Source organism: Amycolatopsis sp. NPDC043885 (genome assembly GCF_056435685.1).
The window spans coordinates 195949-212476 of sequence record NZ_JBWKEA010000004.1; the positions used below are offsets into that span (position 1 = coordinate 195949).

Genomic DNA, 16528 nt, shown 5'->3' on the forward strand with positions numbered 1-16528 from the left:
GGCCCGCACGACACTGGAATGTACGGGGGATTCGCGGAATGAGTCCATGCTTGTGCGGGGTTGTTCACGCTGGGAACACTGGCCGCCGGGCCGCGGCCGTGCCCGGCGGAAGGAGCGGGTGTGGCGGAGGACCTGAAGATCAGGATCGGTGCCGGGCTGAGTGGGTCACCGTGGTCGTGAGTGGCGATTCGGGTTAGAACCCGAATCGCCACTCACGACACTGGACCGGCCTGCTAGTCGAACTTCAGCTCTTCGGTCCGCCGCGGCATCAGCAGCAGCGCGCCGACGCTGAGCACGGCGACCACCAGCATCGCCAGGAAGACGTGGTGCGTGGCGTCCGCCAGTGCGCCGCGCACGAACGTCGTCGTCGGGGTGTCCGGGCCGTGGCCCTCCAGGACGACACTGGTCGCGTCGACCCCGGATGGCAGGCCGGTGACCCCCGCGGGCGGGCTGGCGAAGCGGCTCCCCAGCGTGGCGTTCGCGATCGCGCCGAAGATCGCCACGCCCACGGCGCTGCCCAGCGAGCGGCTGAACATGTTGGTCGCGGTGACGACGCCGCGGCGTTCCCACCCGATCGTGGACTGCACGGCGATCAGCGTCGGGCTCGACGCCAGGCCCAGCCCCAGCCCGAGGACGAACGCGGCCGCGGCCGCCAGCCAGATCGACGACCCCGCCGTCAGGAACACCGTGAGCGCCGCGCCCGCGATGACGATCCCGCTGCCGATCAGCGCGGTGTCCCGGAACCCGATCCGCATGTAGACCCGGCCCGCCAGCGATGCCGAGATCGGCCAGCCGACGGTCAGCGCCGCCAGCGCGAATCCGGCGACGAGCGCGCCGGTGCCGAGCACGCCTTGGGAGAAGGTCGGCAAATACGAGGTGAGGCCCATCAGCAGCATGCCGACGACGACGGCGACCAGGTTCCCGCCGATCAGGGTCCGTTTGGTGAAGATCCACAGCGGCAGCACCGGCTCGTCGGCCTTGCGTTCCACGAACACGAACGCCGCCAGCAGCACCACCGCGCCGCCGAAGATCGCCAGGCTCGGCGCGGACGCCCAGCCCCAGGCGACCCCGCCCTCCAGCAGGCCGAGGATCAGCAGCGAGCAGCCGAGGGTGAGCAGCGTGGCGCCGAGGTAGTCGATGCGGTGCGAGCGGCGTTCGACGCGTTCGCGGAAGTTCCGGAACAGCATCCACGCCGCCAGCGCGCCGAGCGGCAGGTTGATGAAGAAGATCCAGCGCCAGTCGAGGTACTCGGCGAACACGCCGCCCAGCGTCGGCCCGACCACCGACGAGATGGCCCACACGCTGGCGAGATAGCCCTGCACCCTGGCGCGTTCCTCGACCGTGTACATGTCGCCGACCATGGTCAGCGCGATCGGCTGGATGGCGCCCGCGCCGATGCCCTGCACCGCGCGAGCCGCGATCAGCACCGGCATGCTCCAGGCCGCGCCGCACAGCACCGAGCCCACCAGGAACGCCGCGATCCCGAAGAACATCACCGGCCGCCTGCCGAGGACGTCGGCGAACTTGCCGTACAGCGGAACGGTGACCGCCTGGGTCAGCAGGTAGATCGAGAACAGCCACGGGAACTGCGAGAACCCGCCCAGATCGGCGACCACCGAGGGCACCGCCGTGGCGATGATGGTCGAGTCCAGCGCGATCAGGCCGGAACACAGCATCACGGCGATCAGGACGGGGCCGCGTTCGGACCGGAAACCGACCCCTTCCTTCGCGGTGACCGGGGCCGGGGTCGTCATCTGTGGCGGTCTCCTCAGGCTCATGAACGGCGTCAACTACTTCGCATGGGTAAGCATTCCACGGAGACACCCGGTGATGGGACCGATTTTTCCGTGAGCCATCCCGCAAAATGGATCGGATGAGCACCTGGATCCGCCCGATCGGCCGCGGCTGGGCCGTCCGCGACAGCGTCCCTGGCCCCGACGTCGACGAGTTCGCCGACCCGGACCGGGTGGAGGCCGCGCTCGCCGGGGCGCACGGCGACAGCCTGCTGGCGGTCCAGCATCCGGCGAGGACCCCGGCCGCGCTGGCGGGCGGCCTCTCGATCGAGGCGGCCTTGCCGCAGGCCAGAGCGACGTTCGAGCGGATCCGGGAGCGGCACTATCGCCCGGTCGCCGACGTCGTCGCGCCGTATCGCATCGACGGGCCGGACGGGGTCGCGCTGGGCGTGCTGTGCCTGGTCGATCCGGCCGCGGTCCGGGACGACGGGGTCACCCGGGTGCGGCATACCGAGGACGTCTATCCGGACGTCGTCGCGGAGCGGGCCGCGATGCTGGCCGGGCTCGGTGTCGCGACGAGTGCCGCGATGCTGGTCCCCGCGACCGGTGGCCGGGAGCTGACCGCGCTGATCGAGCGGTTCTGCCGGGGACAGGTGCCGAGCCTGTCCACAGTGGACGGCCCGGGTCGCAAGCACGAACTGTGGCTCGCCGGTCCGGGCCCGGCCCAGGACGAGCTGCTGGCGGCGCTGGACGAGCTGGATCTCCTGGTCGCGGACGGCAACCACCGGGTCGCGGCCGCCGCGGCTTCGGGACGCGGCGCGTTGCTCGCGCTGGTCACCGGCGGGCCGGGGCTGCGGATCGGGCCCATCCACCGGGTGCTCGCCGGCACCGGCCTCGACCCGGACACCCTTCTTCGGCGATGGACGGAGGCGGGGTTCGACGTCCATCCCGGCCCGCCGGGGCCGCCCGCCGAGCCGGGCGAGGTGACCGTGCTGGCGGGCGAGTCGGCGTTCCGGGTGTCGCTCGGCAAGGCGGGCGGCGACCACGCGGTGGTGGAGCAGGAGCTGCTTCGCGGGGCGCTCGGCGTCGATCCGGAAGGGCCGAACGTGCGTCCTCTGCTGCCGGGCGCGCCGGTGCCCGAAGACGCGGACGCGGTATTCCTGCTGGCCCCGGTCCCGTACGCGGAGGTGCTCGCCGTGCACGCGGCCGGATCGCGGATGCCGAGGAAGGCCACCTACTTCACGCCGAAACCGCGGAGCGGGCTCCTCCTGGCCGAACTGGAGATGCCGCGCTTTTGTCGGTGACGCGGCCTAGGATCGGCCTCGTGGAACTGCCCGTGATGCCACCCGTCAAGCCGATGCTGGCCAAGGCCGTGCACGAACTGCCTCGTACGCCGGGGCTGCTGTACGAGCCGAAGTGGGACGGCTTCCGGTGCGTGGTCTTCCGCGACGGCGACGAGGTCGTGCTGGGCTCGCGCAACGACAGGCCGCTGACGCGGTACTTCCCCGAGCTGGTCGAGCTGCTCAAGGACGCGCTGCCCGAGCGTTGTGTCGTCGACGGCGAGATCGTGCTGGTCACCGAGGGCGGGCTCGACTTCGAGACGCTCCAGCTGCGCCTGCACCCGGCGGCGTCCCGGGTGAACAAACTGGCCGAGGAGACGCCCGCCAGTTTCGTGGTGTTCGACCTGCTCGCGCTGGACGACCGGGATCTGACGCCCGAACCGTTCGGGGAACGGCGGAAGCTGCTCGAGGGCGTCGTCGACACGAAGTTCGCCCGGGTCCACCTCACCCCGCTGTCCGACGATCCCGACGTCGCCCAGGACTGGTTCACCCGGTTCGAGGGCGCGGGTTTCGACGGCGTGATGGCCAAACCCGCCGACGCGCCGTACGAACAGGACAAGCGGGTGATGTGGAAGGTCAAGCACCAGCGGACGGCGGACTGCGTCGTCGCCGGGTTCCGGTGGCACAAGGACGGCGTTGGCGTCGGGTCGCTGCTGCTCGGGCTCTACAACGACGAAGGCGTCTTGCACAGTGTGGGCGTGGCCAGCAGTTTCACCGCCGCGAGGCGTCGTGAGCTGGTGGACGAGCTCGCGCCGCTGCGGGAGAACGCGCTGGAGAACCATCCGTGGCGCGAGTGGGCCGAGACCCACGAGGAGGCGGGCGGCCGCATGCCGGGCGCGGGCAGCCGGTGGGCGCCGCAGAAGGATCTGAGCTGGGAGCCGCTCCGCATCGAATGGGTCGCCGAGGTCCGCTACGAACACGTCGAGGGCACCAGGTTCCGCCACGGCGGGAGGCTCGTGCGCTTCCGCCCCGACCGCGAACCTGCCTCGTGCACGTACGCGCAGCTCGAAGAGGTCCCGCCCGCCGAGCTGGCCACTTTGTTCACCGAACTGGGGGAAAGATGAAGGCAGAGCCGGTCACGCTGGACCTCGACGGCGTCGAGGTCACGGTGTCCAATCCGGGCAAGGTCTACTTCCCTGAGCACGGCGAGACCAAACTGGACCTCGTCGAGTACTACCGCGCGGTCTCGGTCCCGCTTCTCGCGCAACTCGGCGGCAGGCCTCTGCTGCTGGAACGCTATCCCGACGGCGCGGGCGGGAAGTCGTGGTTCCAGAAGCGGGTCCCGAAGAACGCGCCCGGCTGGCTGACCACGACGGTGGTGTCCACCCCGAACGGGACCACGTCGGACGCGCTCGTGGCGAAGGACCTCGCGCATATCATCTGGGCGGTGAACCAGGGCTGCCTCGGTTTCCATGTCTGGCCGAACCGGGCCGACGCGCTGGACATCAGCGACCAGCTCCGCGTCGATCTCGACCCGTCGCCGGGGATCGGGTTCCCCGAATTGCGGCATGGCGCCGTCCTGGCGAAGGCGCTGCTCGAGGAGCTGGGCATCACCGCGCAGCTGAAGACCTCGGGCTCGCGCGGCCTGCATCTCTATGTGCCGCTGGAACCGAAGTGGGACGGCTACGAGGTCCGGGCGGCCGCCGTCGCGCTCGCCCGCGAACTCGAACGCCGCCACCCGGACGAGATGACGGCACAGTGGTGGAAGGAAGAACGCGGCTCCCGGGTGTTCGTCGACTTCAACCAGAACGCGCCGCACAAGACGGTGTTCGGCGCGTGGTGTGTGCGGCCGAGGGGCGGCGGGCAGGTGTCGACACCGATCGGCTGGGACGAACTGGAGACCATCGAGCCGGACAAGCTCACCCTGTCCACTGTGCCCGCTCGGCTCGCCGAACGCGGAGACCCTTGGGAGGGAACGAAACCACAGTCGATCGAGCCGCTGCTCGCAATGTCGAGGAAGGACATGGCGAACGGGCTGATGGACGCGCCCTGGCCGCCCGTCTACCCGAAGATGCCGAACGAGCCGCCCCGGGTCGCGCCGAGCAGGGCCAAGAAAGACAGCGTTTAGTCCTCTGAATGCGGTAGTTGCACGCGCAATAACCGCATTCAGAGGACTAAACGCGGGGGAGTCAGAGCGGCAGGTCGAAAGCGAGTTGCGTGTTCGCGGCGGGCTCGGCCTTGCGGGTGGAACGGTGGCCGGGGAGGGTCGCGGCGCAGCGGGGGCACGGGGCGACGTCGGTGGTGGTGAGATCCACCGGTGTCCACAGCCGGGATTCCTTGTCCCCGCAGGCGGAACGCCGATAGCGGAGGTCTTCGGAGCGGGTCATCAGATGCGCGGCGGGGGAGTCCTCCGGCAGCGCGCCGACCAGGTACCAGCGTCCGGCGGTGTTCGTCATGGAACTGTCCTCCCGATACAGGTGGTCCAGCTCGAGATTTCTTCCGCAGGCCAGTGTCGACGAGACGCGCCGCGATTCCCGGTATTTCGGCCTTCCGGCGTGTCAAAGTACGTCCGGTCCGGACTCACTCGGCCGGCCGGGGAATCGCGCTCCCTGTGTCCAGGCAAAGGACACGCGAGATCGGCCGGTGAGCAGGCGCGGCCCGGCGTGTCAGTCCTGAATGAACCGCAGCACGCGCAGCATGCCCCGATCGTCGACGGCCTCGGGATCGTCCGCGACGCAGGCATCGAGGCGCGCGGTGACGGCTTCGGTGTCGATCCCCGAGCCGATCAGCACCAGTTCGCTCCGGCGCGGCCGGCCGGCGGGCCAAGCCGACCGGTCCAGCTGGATGAAGGAGCCGACGGTGTGCAGGCCGAACCGGGACCGCGGGCCGTTCGGGCCGAAGTCGAGGAAACCCTTGATCCGGTAGAGCCCGCCGGGGCGCTGTTCGAGGAAATCCATCAGCCGTCGCGGGTCCAGCGGCCGTTCGGTGGTGAAGGCGACGCTGTCGTACGCGGTGTGGAAGTGGTGCTCGTGGTCGTGCTCCTCCTCGCGGAGGTCGTCGAACGACAGCTGGCCCGCCCGTTCGCGCGGCCGGGCGTCGAAGAACAGGGTGGGGTCGATCCGGCCGTGGGAGGTCGCGATCACCGGCGTGCCGGGCGCGATCTCGTCGATCGTGCCGCGCAGTTTGGCCAAGGTGTCCTCGTCGGCCCGGTCGGTCTTGTTGAGCACGACCAGGTCGGCGAACCCGAGGTGCTCGTCCAGCTCCGGGTGCCGCTTCCTGGTCGACTCGAACTCGGCGGCGTCGACGAGCTCGACCAGGCCACCGTAGGCGATGACGGGGTTCTCGCTGGCGATCATCAGGCGGATGAGGTCACGCGGTTCGGCGAGTCCGCTGGCTTCGATCACGATGACGTCGATCCCGGCCTCGGCCTCGGAGAGCTTCGCGAGCATGGCGTCGAGCCCGCTGGCGTCGACGGCGCAGCACAGGCAGCCGTTGCCGAAAGACATCATGGTGTCGACCTGGCCGGAGACGGCCATCGCGTCGACCGCGATACTGCCGAAGTCGTTGACCACGACCCCGATCCGCGCGCCCTGCCGGTTGGCCAGCAGGTGGTTGAGCAGGGTGGTCTTGCCGGAGCCGAGGAAGCCCGCGACCAGGATGACCGGAATCCGCCTGTCGACCACGATTTTCCTTCCGTCTGAGCTCCCCGCACTCTAGCGACGGTGGGCGCGGGCCAATACACCGGCACGGGGAAAGTGCAGAAGAGTCCGCTGTCGAATACGCTCGAAAGAGTGATTACGATGATCGTAAAGTGATCTTGGTTGGAGGTGATCGTTTCACGCGGTGCAATTCGGTGAATATCCAGCGAAGTCGTACGCAATTCCAAATATTGTCGTCCGCAAGCTTTTCACCTGCTGAAATGTCATGGTGGGCGAAGCTTCTGCCATTTGGAGGATCGTGGTCGTCTTTCCGTGGGGTATCGTCTTTCGTCTGGTCCGGACCTGGCCATCTTGCCGATCAGGCATGATCCCTCCGGGCATTTCCGAGTGCAGGAGGAATGGTGATCGTTCCCGCCGCAGGTGCCGGCGTCGAATTCGGAGAGCGGGAAGCCGAGATGGCGACGGCCTCCATGCGGGCGACGGATATCCCTCGCTTGCCTCCGGAGATGGCGCCGCGGGAACGGAGCGTGGACGTGGCCGAGGCGGAGGACTTCCTCCAGCTCTTCCACGCCGAAACGGACGGTGGGCCCACGCGGCTCCGCGAGCGGCTCGACGTGGTCCGCGCCGAGATCGCCGCGACCGGCACGTACCGCCACACGACGGCCGAGGTCGAGTTCGGCGCGCGGGTGGCCTGGCGGAATTCCGCCCGGTGCATCGGCAGGCTGTACTGGCAGGGGCTGAGGGTGCGGGATCGGCGCGACGTCGTCGGAGCCGCCGCAGTCGCCGAGGAATGCGTCACCCACTTGCGGGAGGCGACCCGGGGCGGCCGGATCCGCCCGACCATCACCGTGTTCGCGCCGGACGGTCCCGAGGAGCCCGGTCCGAAGATCCACAACGACCAGCTCGTCCGGTACGCCGGCTACCGGCTGAGCGACGGCTCGGTGCTGGGCGATCCGCGCTACGCCGGCTTCACCGAGACCGTCCAGGAGCACGGCTGGTGCCCGCCCGAGCGCAAGGGGTCGTTCGACGTCCTTCCGCTGCTCATCGAGTCCGGGCCGGGGGAGCGGCGGCTGTTCCGGCTGCCGAAGGACGCCGTGCTGGAGGTCCCGCTGTCGCATCCCGACCACCGCTGGTTCGCCGGGCTCGGGCTGCGCTGGCACGCGGTACCGGCGATCAGCGACATGCGGCTGGTCATCGGCGGGATCACCTACCCGGCGGCACCCTTCAACGGCTGGTATCTCGCCACCGAGATCGGCGCGCGCAACCTGGCCGACACCGACCGCTACGACCTGCTGCCGGTGATCGCGGACCTGATGGGCCTGTCGACGAAGTCGGAACGCACCCTGTGGCGCGACCGCGCGCTCGTCGAGCTGACGCTGGCCGTCCAGCACTCCTTCGACGCGGCGGGCGTGACCGTCGCCGACCATCACACCGAATCGCGGCGGTTCCTCACGCATATCGCCAGGGAGGAGCGCGCGGGACGCCGTTGCCAGGCCGAGTGGAGCTGGATAGTCCCGCCGCTGTCCGGCGGGCAGACCGCCGTGTTCCATCGCTACTACGACGAACCCGATCCGGCGGCGAGACCGGCGTTCCTGCCTCCCGGGTAGCGCTCCGACGGGTGAAGAGGTGAGCCGAATGCGGCGTGTCGATGGGCTGGACGGTGGCACGGCAGGCGGCCGCGCGGACAATGGCGGCATGACCGCAGTGCTCGTCGCCCACGCCGGCAAGTCCGGCGGGACAAGGGAGATCGCCGAGGTGATCGCCGCCGAACTGCGCGAAAGCGGTCTGACGGCCGAGCTGCTGGACGCGGCCGAAGTCGAGGACGTCGAGCCGTACGGCGCGGTGATCGTCGGGAGCGCGCTGTACCACCGGCGCTGGCGCCCGGAGGCGGTGCGCCTGCTCACCGAGCACGAAGAGGCGCTCCGGAACCGGCCGGTCTGGCTGTTCCACAGCGGGCCGTGCGGGCCGCGTGCCGCAGGCAAACGGGTGAGCCTGCCGGCGGGGGTCGCCGTGCTGGCCGCGAGGATCGACGCCGAGCGGACGGCCACCTTCGGCGGCAGGCTCACCCCGGCCACCGCGAGCGGCCTGTTCTGGAAGATCATGGCCGCGGGCCCGTGGGCGGGCGACTTCCGTGACTGGCCGTCGATCCGGGCCTGGGCCCGTGACGTCGGCCGCCGGGTGCGCATCCGTGTCGCACTGTGAAAGACCGTTTCGTCGGTGCCCTGCCGTATGGTGCCCCCATGGACAAACGGTTCACTGCGACGCTGGTCAAGAGCCCGGAGAAGGGCGGCTGGACGTACGTGGTCATGCCCGGCTCCGCCGAGTTCTTCGGCACCAAGGGGCTGGTGAAGGTCCGCGGCACCATCGACGGGCATCCGTTCCGGAGCTCGTTCATGGCGCTGGGCGACGGCACCCACAAGCTCCCGGTGAAGGCCGATGTGCGCAAGGCGATCGGCAAGGAGGAGGGTGACACGGTGGAGGTCGTCCTGCTCGAACGGCTGGAGGGCTGAGTGGCCGCGGACTGGAAGCCGTCCCCGGTCATCAAGATCTACGAGGCACTCGGCGCGGTCGCCGACGGGCGGGTCGAGATCGACGGCGACACCGCGCGGGTCGCGTCGTCGGACAAGGCGAAGACGTACGACGTCCGCCATGATCCGGCGGCGGGGTCGATCACGGCCAACGACAACGGGTCCTACTGGCAGGGCTATCTCGGGTACCCGGGCATCGCGTACCTGATGGAGCGCGGCGTGCTCGCCTACGACAGCGGCCTCACCGCCGGGCTGGCCGGTGTGCCGTGGAAGGAACTCGCCACCGAGTACCGCAACGACTGGGCGAAGGTCGAGAAGCACGTTCGCGAAGAGCTGGCCGCCAGGGGCGTGGACCTGGACCGGTTCGACGCCGGCATCGCGGAGATCTCGTGCCGGCTGGAGAAGTTGGCGCTCACCAAGCTCTCCCCTCGGCAGCGTCCGCCGAAGTGATCGAAGCGTTCTTCGCTTGACCTTGAGCTAAGTCGAGGTCTTAGCGTGGGCCAGGTCAAGATCCCTGGGGCACGTGAGGAGAACACTCCGATGGCTGTTTCGCTGGAACGGCCGGCGAAAGCGGTTCCGCCGCCGGACAAGGTTCCGGCCGAGGCCTGGCGGATGGCCTGGGTGATCGTGCTCGGCGCGTTCATGACCATGCTGGACGCCACGGTCCTCGCGGTGGGGGCGGAGACACTCACCCGTGAACTCGGCGCCGGAATCGCCTCCGTGCAATGGGTTTTCACCGCGTACCTGGTCGCGCTGGCGGTCGCGCTGCCGTTGTGCGGCTGGCTCAGCCGCCGCTTCGGCGCGGGCCGGGTCTGGCTGGCTTCGCTGGCGGCGTTCACCGTCGCTTCGGTGCTGTGCGCGCTTGCCGGGAACATCGGCTGGCTGATCGGGCTGCGGGTGCTGCAGGGCCTCGCCGCCGGACTGCTCCTGCCCGCCGGGCAAACGGTGCTCGGCCAAGCGGTCGGGCCCGCCCGGCTCGGCCGTGTCATGGGGACGCTGGGCATCGTGATGAGCGTCGGCCCGACGTTCGGCCCGGTACTCGGCGGTGTCCTGTTGCGCGGTCTCTCGTGGGAGTGGCTGTTTCTGATCAACATCCCGGTCGGTGTGATCGCGTTGACGCTCGGGCTGAAGCTGGTGCCTCGCGGCGAGAAGGGCGCGGCGACCCGGCCCGACTGGCTCGGCTTCGTCCTGGTGAGTGCGGGAATCCCGGCGCTGCTGTACGGCCTCACCACCTGGGGCGAAGGCGGCGAAGAATTCGGCGCCGGAGTGCTGCTGCCGCTCGTGGCGGGGTTCGTGCTGCTGGCGCTGTTCGTCCGGCGTTCGTGGGGCCGGGCGAACCCGGTACTGGACCTGACCTTGTTCCGGAGCCGCGTCTACACCGCGGCGGTCGCTCTGTCCTTCTTCGCCGCACCGGCGTTGTTCGGCGCGCTTTTCCTGCTGCCACTGTACTTCCAGGTGCTGGGCGGGAGCGGGGTCGTCGAGACGGGGCTGCTGCTGATGGGGCTCGGGGTCGGCTCGGCGATCGCGCTGCCGAGCTCCGGTGCGCTCACCGACCGCTACGGCGCGGGCCTGGTCGCCGCCTGGGGAAGTGTCGCGACGCTCGCCACCACCGTCCCCTTCGCGATCGGCGGTTTCCCGCCGGACGGCCTTGTCGTGCAGATCCTGTTGCTGGCCAGGGGAATCGCCGTCGCGTTCCTGCTGATGCCCGCGACGACGGCCGGATACGCGGCCGTCACCAAGGATCAGTTGCCCGACGCGGCCGCGCAGATCAACATCGTCAGCCGGGTCGGGGGAGCCGCCGGGACGGCCCTGTTCGCCGTCGTCCTGGCCAACCTGCTGCCCGCGGGCGCGGCGGTGCTGGGAGCACGGCTCTGGTGGGTGACACGCCGCAGGTGACCTCGTGAGTGGTAAGGATGGTTAGAACCGTCCTTACCACTCACGAGACCCAGGGGTCAGCCGCAGTGTTCCGATGGGCTGTTGTACGACGTCCCGCCCGCGGAACCGCCCCACTTCACGCATTTGCCCGCCGCGGCCGCCCGCACCGGACCGGCGAACCACGAGAACGACCCGGAGTCGGTGATCCGGGACGCCCCCGCCACCTCGAGGTAGGCCGACGTCGCGGTCGCGGTGCCCGCGGACTCGCTCTTCATCGTGCTGACACAGTTATGCCCGTTGGAAGCGTTGTAGGACAGGTAAACCGTTCCCGCCGTCCCCAGCGGCGCCGAGTCGATCACGCCGTATCCGCCGCCGCACACCGGGGCACCGAGGGTCGTCTCGGTGACGGTCGAGAAGCGGATGGTCTCGTTGGCGTTCCCCGCCGGGCCCGCCTCGTACAGCACGCCGACCGAACCCGAGGACAGCTGCACCATGTCGGAATACGCGGCGTCACCGCTCCACACCAGCGTTCCGGCGGAGTTGCCCTGCCAGTTCGCGCCCTCGTCGAACGACGACCTCACGACGAGTTCCTTGCGGCGGTCGCAGACCGACGGCGCGGCGAACAGGATCCGGTTGTACTTGCCCGCCTTGTCGGTGGCGGTCATCCGCGCGGTCGAGGCCTGCACCACCGGGGTGATCAGGTCCTCTTCGAAGGTGAACTTGGTCGAGAAGCTCGCTCCGCCGTCGGAGCTGATGGCGTAGGCGCGGTTCTTGGCGCCACCGCTGAGGCACTTGTTGTCGTTGTTGGCCTGGTTGCGCGCCGCGGCGTAGACCCGGCCGTCGAGCAGCTCGGTGACGCTGATCTCCTGCGGGTTCAGCCCGGCCGTCGACGCCGGGGTGTCGGTGGCGCCGCGCTTCCAGGTGACGCCCTGGTCGTCGCTGTAGATGAGCGCGCCGCTGTTCTTGCCGTCGACGGTGTAACTCATTCCGGCGACGATCCGGCCGGCGTGCGCGCCGCGGGTCAGCACGATGCCGTGCGACGGCCCGGTCGCGAGCCAGCCGGGCGCGGTGCTGAACCCGAGCTGCGTGGTGAGCACCTTGGGCGCGGCCCACGTCTTGCCGTGGTCGTCGCTGATCGAGACGCGCGGAATCCGGTTGCAGTCGGGGTTCTTGACGCATTCCATCACCGAGAGCAGCACGATCCGCCCGGTGGACGGGATCACGATCGGTGTCGGGTTTCCTTTGGTGTCACCGAAACCTTCGATGACGATTTTCGGGGCGCTCCAGGTCCTGCCGTTGTCGGCGGAGCGTTTCACGACGAGATCGATGTCGCCGCTGTCGTTGCAGAAGCTGGCTCCGCCGTTGCGGCCTTCGGCGAACGCGAGCAGTTCGCCGTTGTTCGCCTTGACGATGGCGGGGATTCTGAAGCAGTCGTAACCTTCTGTTTTCTGTTTGTACACCAACGTGTTCCCGACCGCGGCGGTCGAGAACTGGTCGCCGGTGGCCGGCGCGGCGAGAGAGGTGGCCGGGGCTGCGCCGACCGCCGCGGTGGCGACGAGGGCCGCGAACAGGCCCTGTGCGACGCGGGAGATCTTCACGGGAGTGACTCCGTCCTGGATGCGGTTCAGGTGACGGGGCATCAGAGTCCTTCCGGCTCGTACAAGACGCGTACAACCCGGTTTCGCGCTTTGTGTCAGGTGACGCAGAACGACGGGACGATGACTGCCAAGCTCGTTCCCGTCGGACACGGCGTGAGATCGGAAGGGAGGGCCGATGACGGTGATCGATCCGGAGAGGGTGAGGGGCGGTCGATCACCGGTTCGCGTCGTGGCGCCGGTGGGTCCGGCCGTTGGCGGGACCCACCGGCGGTTGCCGGCCCGGGGGAACGGCATCGGCCGCTGCTTCGTCGGAGAACTGCACACCGATGAGGGGAACGCGATGCGAGTGACCGATGCCGAAGGCGGGAATGGCTGATCGTGCGCCGGTTCGCGCCCTGGCTGCGCCGGATCCGCCCGCTCGCGATCGTCACCGAAAGCGAGCGCTACCGGGAAGTGTCGTTCACCCGGCACCGCGGCAGGTCCGCGGAGGAAGAACGCCTGGGCTTCGAGGACTGGCTGATGCTGGGGATCGCCGTCGGGCAGGCTGCCGGGCTGGCGCTGATCCTGTCGCCGGTCCTCGTGGCGGAATTGGTGGCCTGGGCGGTGGCGGGCGCCGTTCTCCGGCTGCTGAGGCTGACCGGCCTGGTCCGTGCGCGGATCGACCTCGTCGCGCCGCCCCCGGCCGTGCGGAGCCTCGCGCCGGTGCGGGTGCTGCTCGTGCCGGGGAAGTCCGCGGCCGGGCTCGTCCGCGAACTCGCGACGCTGATCGAGACCACGCCGGACTTCGATCCGGAGGACGAGCCACGCGTGCGGAAACTGTTCCTGGTGACCGGAGCGCGCGTGGAACGGCACTTCGGCCTGCCGTGGCGGCTCAGCGGTCGTCGGGTGCCAGCTGCCTGAGATCGTCCACGCTCCGCACGACCAGCCGCTGGCGGCCGGTGCTGAGCAACCCGTTGGCGCGCAGGGTCCGCGCGACGGCTTCCCGCGAAGCGGACGCGAGCCCGGCCAGGTCGCGCTGGCTGATCCGCAGGGCGATCCGTTCGGCGGCGGTGCTGTCCCCGAATTCGGTGCGGCGCGAATTGGCGTAGCGCAGGCGGGAGGTGATGATCCGGAGCAGGACCACCGAGATGCCGGGATGCTCGCGGAGCACGGCGTTGAACGCGCGCGAGGACAGCCACAGGCCGGTCACCGGCTCGACGGCGATCGCCGTGGCCGAGCGCAGGCTGCCGTCCATCGACGCCATCTCGCCGATGATGTCGCCCGGATCGCGGACGGCCAGCACGGCGTCGTAACCGCCGGTGGACACCGAGGTGATCTTGACCCGCCCGGTCATCAGGATCAGCACCCAGTCCGACCGGTCGCCCTCGCGGATGATCACCGTGCCCGCCGGGTACCGGCGCAGTTCGGCCTCGGCACGCAGCGCCTTGCGCCGGCCGTCGTCGAGCAGCTCCCAGAGCCTGCCAGGTGGATCGTGCGCCGCTGCCGGCTGTGTCATGCCTTTTCGTCGCCTCCGTGCGCGATCGTACGAGACGTCAGCCGGGGATCTCCTGGTACGCCTGGGAAAGGCGCTGGACGCCGTCCCGCAGCTGCGCGCCGGTCGCGGCGCTGACGTAGCTCAGGCGCAGATAAGGCCCCGGTGCCTCGGCCGCGAAGTACATCCTGCCGGGGGTGACCGCTACTCCGGCGCGGAATGCGGCGCTGGTCAGCGCCACTTCGTCGACGAAGCCGGGCAGCGGCTGCCACAGGTGATAACCCCCGGTCGGGACCGGGACGGCGGCCCAGGTGGGCAGGAACACCCGCAGTGCCGAGACGGCGACGTCGCGGCGTTCCCGCAACGAGGCCGCGAGGCTCCGCAGGTGGCGGCCCCAGGCGGGAGAACTCACCAGTTCGAGCGCGGTCTCCTGCAGCGGACGCGGCACGAAGAAGCTTTCGACGGCGTGAAGTCCGCGCAGGCGTTCCAGCGCCGGGCCGCGCGCGGCCAGCGCGCTGATCCGCAGGCTCGGTGACGCCGGTTTCGTGAGCGAGCGGATGTGCACCACGACGCCGTCGGGGTCGTCGGCCACGAGCGGCGGCGGGGGAGCCGGGCTGCCGGGATGTGCCATCAGGCGGGCGAAATCGTCCTCGATGACGAAAGCGCCCGCGTCACGGGCGATCCGCAGGACCTCGGCCCGGCGTTCGGCGCACAGCACCGCGCCGGTCGGGTTCTGGAACGCGGGCTGGCAGACGAACAACCGGGCGCCCGTGTCGCGGAAGGCGTCCGCGAGCAGTTCGGGCCGGACGCCGTCGCGGTCGATCGGCACCGGGACCGGCCGCAGCCCCGACGCCCGCGCGATGGCGAGCATCCCCGGGTACGTCGGGGATTCCACCAGTACCGGCGCGCCGGGGGCACCGAGCCCGCGCAACGCCGTGGTCAGCGCGCTCTGCCCGCCCGAGGTGATCAGCACGTTCTCGACGTTCACCGGGCTGCCGATGTCGCGGGCGAACCAGGCCCGCAGTTCGGGCAGGCCGCAGATCGGCGGCCGTGTCCACGCGCCGGGGCGGCGTCCGGCGCGGGCCGACGCCGCCGCGAGTTCGCGTTCCGGCTGGAGGCTGGGATGCGTGTAGCCGCCGTTGAGGTCGATGACGCCCGACGGCGGGTCGCTCAGCGCGGTGAGCACGCCGGTCGCGTCGATCGCGCGGGTACCGGACTGGGAACTCAGCGCCACCTCCTGCCAGGACACGTCACCGGTCACCGCCCGTTCGCGGGGCGGCGGGGCCCGGAAGACGCCGGCGCCGGGGCGGGTGATCACCAGTCCTTCGGCGGCCAGCGCGGCGATGGCCCGCGATACCGTCACCGGGCTCACCTTCAGCTCCCGGACCAGCTCCCGGCTGGACGGGAGCTTTCCATCGATCGGATAGCGCTCCAGGTCGGACCTCAGCTGTGTGACCAGGCTGGTGACGCTGCTACCATCGGACATGAGACTGGATGATAGCGCTATCGCGGATCGGGCAGTAGCGGTCCGCTCCGGGACCGCGCTGGCGGCGCTGGGTGTCCTCGCCTTCTCGTTCACGTTCCCCGCCACCGTATGGGCGCTCAAGGGTTTCGACCCGTGGACCGCCACCGGGCTGCGAAGCGTCCTGGCCGCGCTGGTCGCCGGCACCTGTCTTCGTGTCTTCCGGGTCCCGCTGCCGAGGCGCGACCAGTGGCGGGGCCTGGCCGTGGTCTCCCTCGGCTGTGTCCTCGCGTTCCCGATCCTCACCACGCTCGCGCTGAAGACGTCGTCGACCGCGCATTCCGCGGTGGTGATCGGGCTGCTGCCGCTGGCCACCGCCGTCATCTCCTCGAAGCTGACCGGGAACCGGCCGTCCCGCCGGTTCTGGCTCGCCGCGGCGGTCGGCGCGAGCGCGGTCGTCGTGTTCACCGTCGCGCAGAGCGGCGGCGGACTGTCCACAGCGGACCTGTTCCTGTTCGGCGCGCTCGTGCTGTGCGCGTTCGGGTACGCCGAGGGCGGCAGGCTGGCCAGGGAGATGGCGGGCTGGCACGTGATCGCGTGGGCGCTGGTGATGGCGTTGCCGGTCACCGGCGCGTTCGCCGTCTTCGGGCTCGCGACCGAACCGCTGCACGTCACCGGCGAGGGCATCGTCGGCCTGCTGTACGTCGCGCTCGTTTCGCAGTTCGGCGGGTTTTTCGCCTGGTACCGGGGAATGGCCGAGATCGGTGTCGCGCGGGCGAGCCAGTTGCAGCTCGCCCAGCCGCTGCTGACCCTGGTCTGGGCGGTCCTGCTGCTCGGTGAGCACCTCCCAGCCGCCGCGCCGGTGACCGCGCTGATCGTTGTCGCCTGCATCGTCGTGACCCAGCGGTCGCGGACCTAGATC

General features: G+C 70.1%; 17 protein-coding genes. 11 read left to right on the forward strand and 6 right to left on the reverse strand.

The window, feature by feature from the left end:
- Positions 1-233 precede the first annotated feature (233 nt).
- Positions 234-1754, reverse strand: coding sequence for an MDR family MFS transporter (locus tag AC069I_RS15960; RefSeq protein WP_478265716.1), 1521 nt, complete (start codon positions 1752-1754; stop codon positions 234-236).
- 110 nt (positions 1755-1864) lie between these two features.
- Here AC069I_RS15960 and AC069I_RS15965 point away from each other — a divergent pair, with 110 nt between their 5' ends.
- From AC069I_RS15965 to ligD, 3 genes are read left to right on the forward strand one after another with little or no spacing between them, the layout of a single operon-like run.
- Positions 1865-3037 (forward strand): DUF1015 family protein, encoded by a 1173-nt coding sequence (locus tag AC069I_RS15965; protein ID WP_478265717.1) that lies wholly within the window; start codon positions 1865-1867, stop codon positions 3035-3037.
- 20 nt (positions 3038-3057) lie between these two features.
- Positions 3058-4137, forward strand: coding sequence for an ATP-dependent DNA ligase (locus AC069I_RS15970; protein ID WP_478230645.1), 1080 nt, complete (start codon positions 3058-3060; stop codon positions 4135-4137).
- A complete protein-coding gene (gene ligD / locus AC069I_RS15975) occupies positions 4134-5141 on the forward strand; it encodes a non-homologous end-joining DNA ligase (protein WP_478230644.1) in 1008 nt (335 codons plus the stop codon). The genes AC069I_RS15970 and ligD overlap by 4 nt, the downstream gene beginning before the upstream one ends.
- Positions 5142-5202: 61 nt before the next feature.
- On the opposite strand, the gene AC069I_RS15980 is transcribed toward ligD, so the two are convergent.
- Together AC069I_RS15980 and AC069I_RS15985 are read right to left on the reverse strand one after the other, a co-directional pair.
- Entirely contained in the window at positions 5203-5469 is a 267-nt protein-coding gene (locus tag AC069I_RS15980) for a hypothetical protein (protein WP_340682962.1), read from the reverse strand.
- A gap of 210 nt (positions 5470-5679) precedes the next feature.
- Positions 5680-6696 (reverse strand): CobW family GTP-binding protein, encoded by a 1017-nt coding sequence (locus AC069I_RS15985; protein ID WP_478230643.1) that lies wholly within the window; start codon positions 6694-6696, stop codon positions 5680-5682.
- Positions 6697-7070: 374 nt separating this feature from the next.
- On the opposite strand from AC069I_RS15985, the gene AC069I_RS15990 reads away from it, so the two are divergent.
- From AC069I_RS15990 to AC069I_RS16010, 5 genes are all read left to right on the forward strand, one after another.
- A complete protein-coding gene (locus AC069I_RS15990) occupies positions 7071-8279 on the forward strand; it encodes a nitric oxide synthase oxygenase (protein WP_478265718.1) in 1209 nt (402 codons plus the stop codon).
- An 88-nt stretch (positions 8280-8367) separates the two neighbouring features.
- On the forward strand, positions 8368-8874 hold the full coding sequence (locus AC069I_RS15995) for a flavodoxin domain-containing protein (protein ID WP_478230650.1): 507 nt from the start codon (positions 8368-8370) through the stop codon (positions 8872-8874).
- A gap of 38 nt (positions 8875-8912) precedes the next feature.
- The gene (locus AC069I_RS16000; RefSeq protein ID WP_340682959.1) at positions 8913-9182 is read left to right on the forward strand and encodes a DUF1905 domain-containing protein; all 270 of its coding nucleotides are present in this window, start codon (positions 8913-8915) and stop codon (positions 9180-9182) included.
- Entirely contained in the window at positions 9183-9650 is a 468-nt protein-coding gene (locus tag AC069I_RS16005) for a hypothetical protein (RefSeq protein WP_478230641.1), read from the forward strand.
- A gap of 90 nt (positions 9651-9740) precedes the next feature.
- Positions 9741-11096: a DHA2 family efflux MFS transporter permease subunit gene (locus AC069I_RS16010; RefSeq protein WP_478265719.1), complete on the forward strand. Its 1356-nt coding sequence runs from the start codon at positions 9741-9743 to the stop codon at positions 11094-11096.
- Between the two features lie 56 nt (positions 11097-11152).
- Here the strand turns inward: AC069I_RS16010 and AC069I_RS16015 are convergent, their stop codons facing one another.
- A complete protein-coding gene (locus AC069I_RS16015; RefSeq protein ID WP_478230649.1) occupies positions 11153-12673 on the reverse strand; it encodes a sialidase family protein in 1521 nt (506 codons plus the stop codon).
- Between the two features lie 175 nt (positions 12674-12848).
- Between AC069I_RS16015 and AC069I_RS16020 the strand changes: the two genes are divergently transcribed.
- Both AC069I_RS16020 and AC069I_RS16025 read left to right on the forward strand, forming a co-directional pair.
- Positions 12849-13049, forward strand: a complete 201-nt coding sequence (locus AC069I_RS16020) for a hypothetical protein (RefSeq protein WP_478230639.1) — start codon at positions 12849-12851, stop codon at positions 13047-13049.
- Between the two features lie 2 nt (positions 13050-13051).
- Entirely contained in the window at positions 13052-13573 is a 522-nt protein-coding gene (locus tag AC069I_RS16025; RefSeq protein WP_478265720.1) for a hypothetical protein, read from the forward strand.
- On the opposite strand, the gene AC069I_RS16030 is transcribed toward AC069I_RS16025, so the two are convergent.
- Both AC069I_RS16030 and AC069I_RS16035 read right to left on the reverse strand, forming a co-directional pair.
- A complete protein-coding gene (locus tag AC069I_RS16030; protein WP_478265721.1) occupies positions 13545-14168 on the reverse strand; it encodes a Crp/Fnr family transcriptional regulator in 624 nt (207 codons plus the stop codon). The genes AC069I_RS16025 and AC069I_RS16030 overlap by 29 nt on opposite strands.
- A gap of 37 nt (positions 14169-14205) precedes the next feature.
- A complete protein-coding gene (locus AC069I_RS16035; protein WP_478265722.1) occupies positions 14206-15630 on the reverse strand; it encodes an aminotransferase-like domain-containing protein in 1425 nt (474 codons plus the stop codon).
- Between AC069I_RS16035 and AC069I_RS16040 the strand changes: the two genes are divergently transcribed.
- Positions 15629-16525 carry a DMT family transporter gene (locus AC069I_RS16040; RefSeq protein WP_478230635.1) on the forward strand — a complete coding sequence of 299 codons (897 nt, stop codon included), beginning with the start codon at positions 15629-15631 and terminating at the stop codon, positions 16523-16525. The genes AC069I_RS16035 and AC069I_RS16040 overlap by 2 nt on opposite strands.
- Positions 16526-16528: the final 3 nt, after the last annotated feature.

Excerpts from the sequence above, each read along its gene's own strand:
- AC069I_RS15960 (WP_478265716.1), bottom strand. The coding sequence starts at position 1,754 with ATGACGACCCCGGCCCCGGTCACCGCGAAGGAAGGGGTCGGTTTCCGG.
- AC069I_RS15965 (WP_478265717.1), top strand. The coding sequence starts at position 1,865 with ATGGATCGGATGAGCACCTGGATCCGCCCGATCGGCCGCGGCTGGGCC.
- ligD (WP_478230644.1), top strand. The coding sequence starts at position 4,134 with ATGAAGGCAGAGCCGGTCACGCTGGACCTCGACGGCGTCGAGGTCACG.
- AC069I_RS15980 (WP_340682962.1), bottom strand. The coding sequence starts at position 5,469 with ATGACGAACACCGCCGGACGCTGGTACCTGGTCGGCGCGCTGCCGGAG.
- AC069I_RS15990 (WP_478265718.1), top strand. The coding sequence starts at position 7,071 with ATGGTGATCGTTCCCGCCGCAGGTGCCGGCGTCGAATTCGGAGAGCGG.
- AC069I_RS15995 (WP_478230650.1), top strand. The coding sequence starts at position 8,368 with ATGACCGCAGTGCTCGTCGCCCACGCCGGCAAGTCCGGCGGGACAAGG.
- AC069I_RS16000 (WP_340682959.1), top strand. The coding sequence starts at position 8,913 with ATGGACAAACGGTTCACTGCGACGCTGGTCAAGAGCCCGGAGAAGGGC.
- AC069I_RS16010 (WP_478265719.1), top strand. The coding sequence starts at position 9,741 with ATGGCTGTTTCGCTGGAACGGCCGGCGAAAGCGGTTCCGCCGCCGGAC.
- AC069I_RS16020 (WP_478230639.1), top strand. The coding sequence starts at position 12,849 with ATGACGGTGATCGATCCGGAGAGGGTGAGGGGCGGTCGATCACCGGTT.
- AC069I_RS16030 (WP_478265721.1), bottom strand. The coding sequence starts at position 14,168 with ATGACACAGCCGGCAGCGGCGCACGATCCACCTGGCAGGCTCTGGGAG.
- AC069I_RS16040 (WP_478230635.1), top strand. The coding sequence starts at position 15,629 with ATGAGACTGGATGATAGCGCTATCGCGGATCGGGCAGTAGCGGTCCGC.
- AC069I_RS16035 (WP_478265722.1), bottom strand. The coding sequence starts at position 15,630 with ATGTCCGATGGTAGCAGCGTCACCAGCCTGGTCACACAGCTGAGGTCC.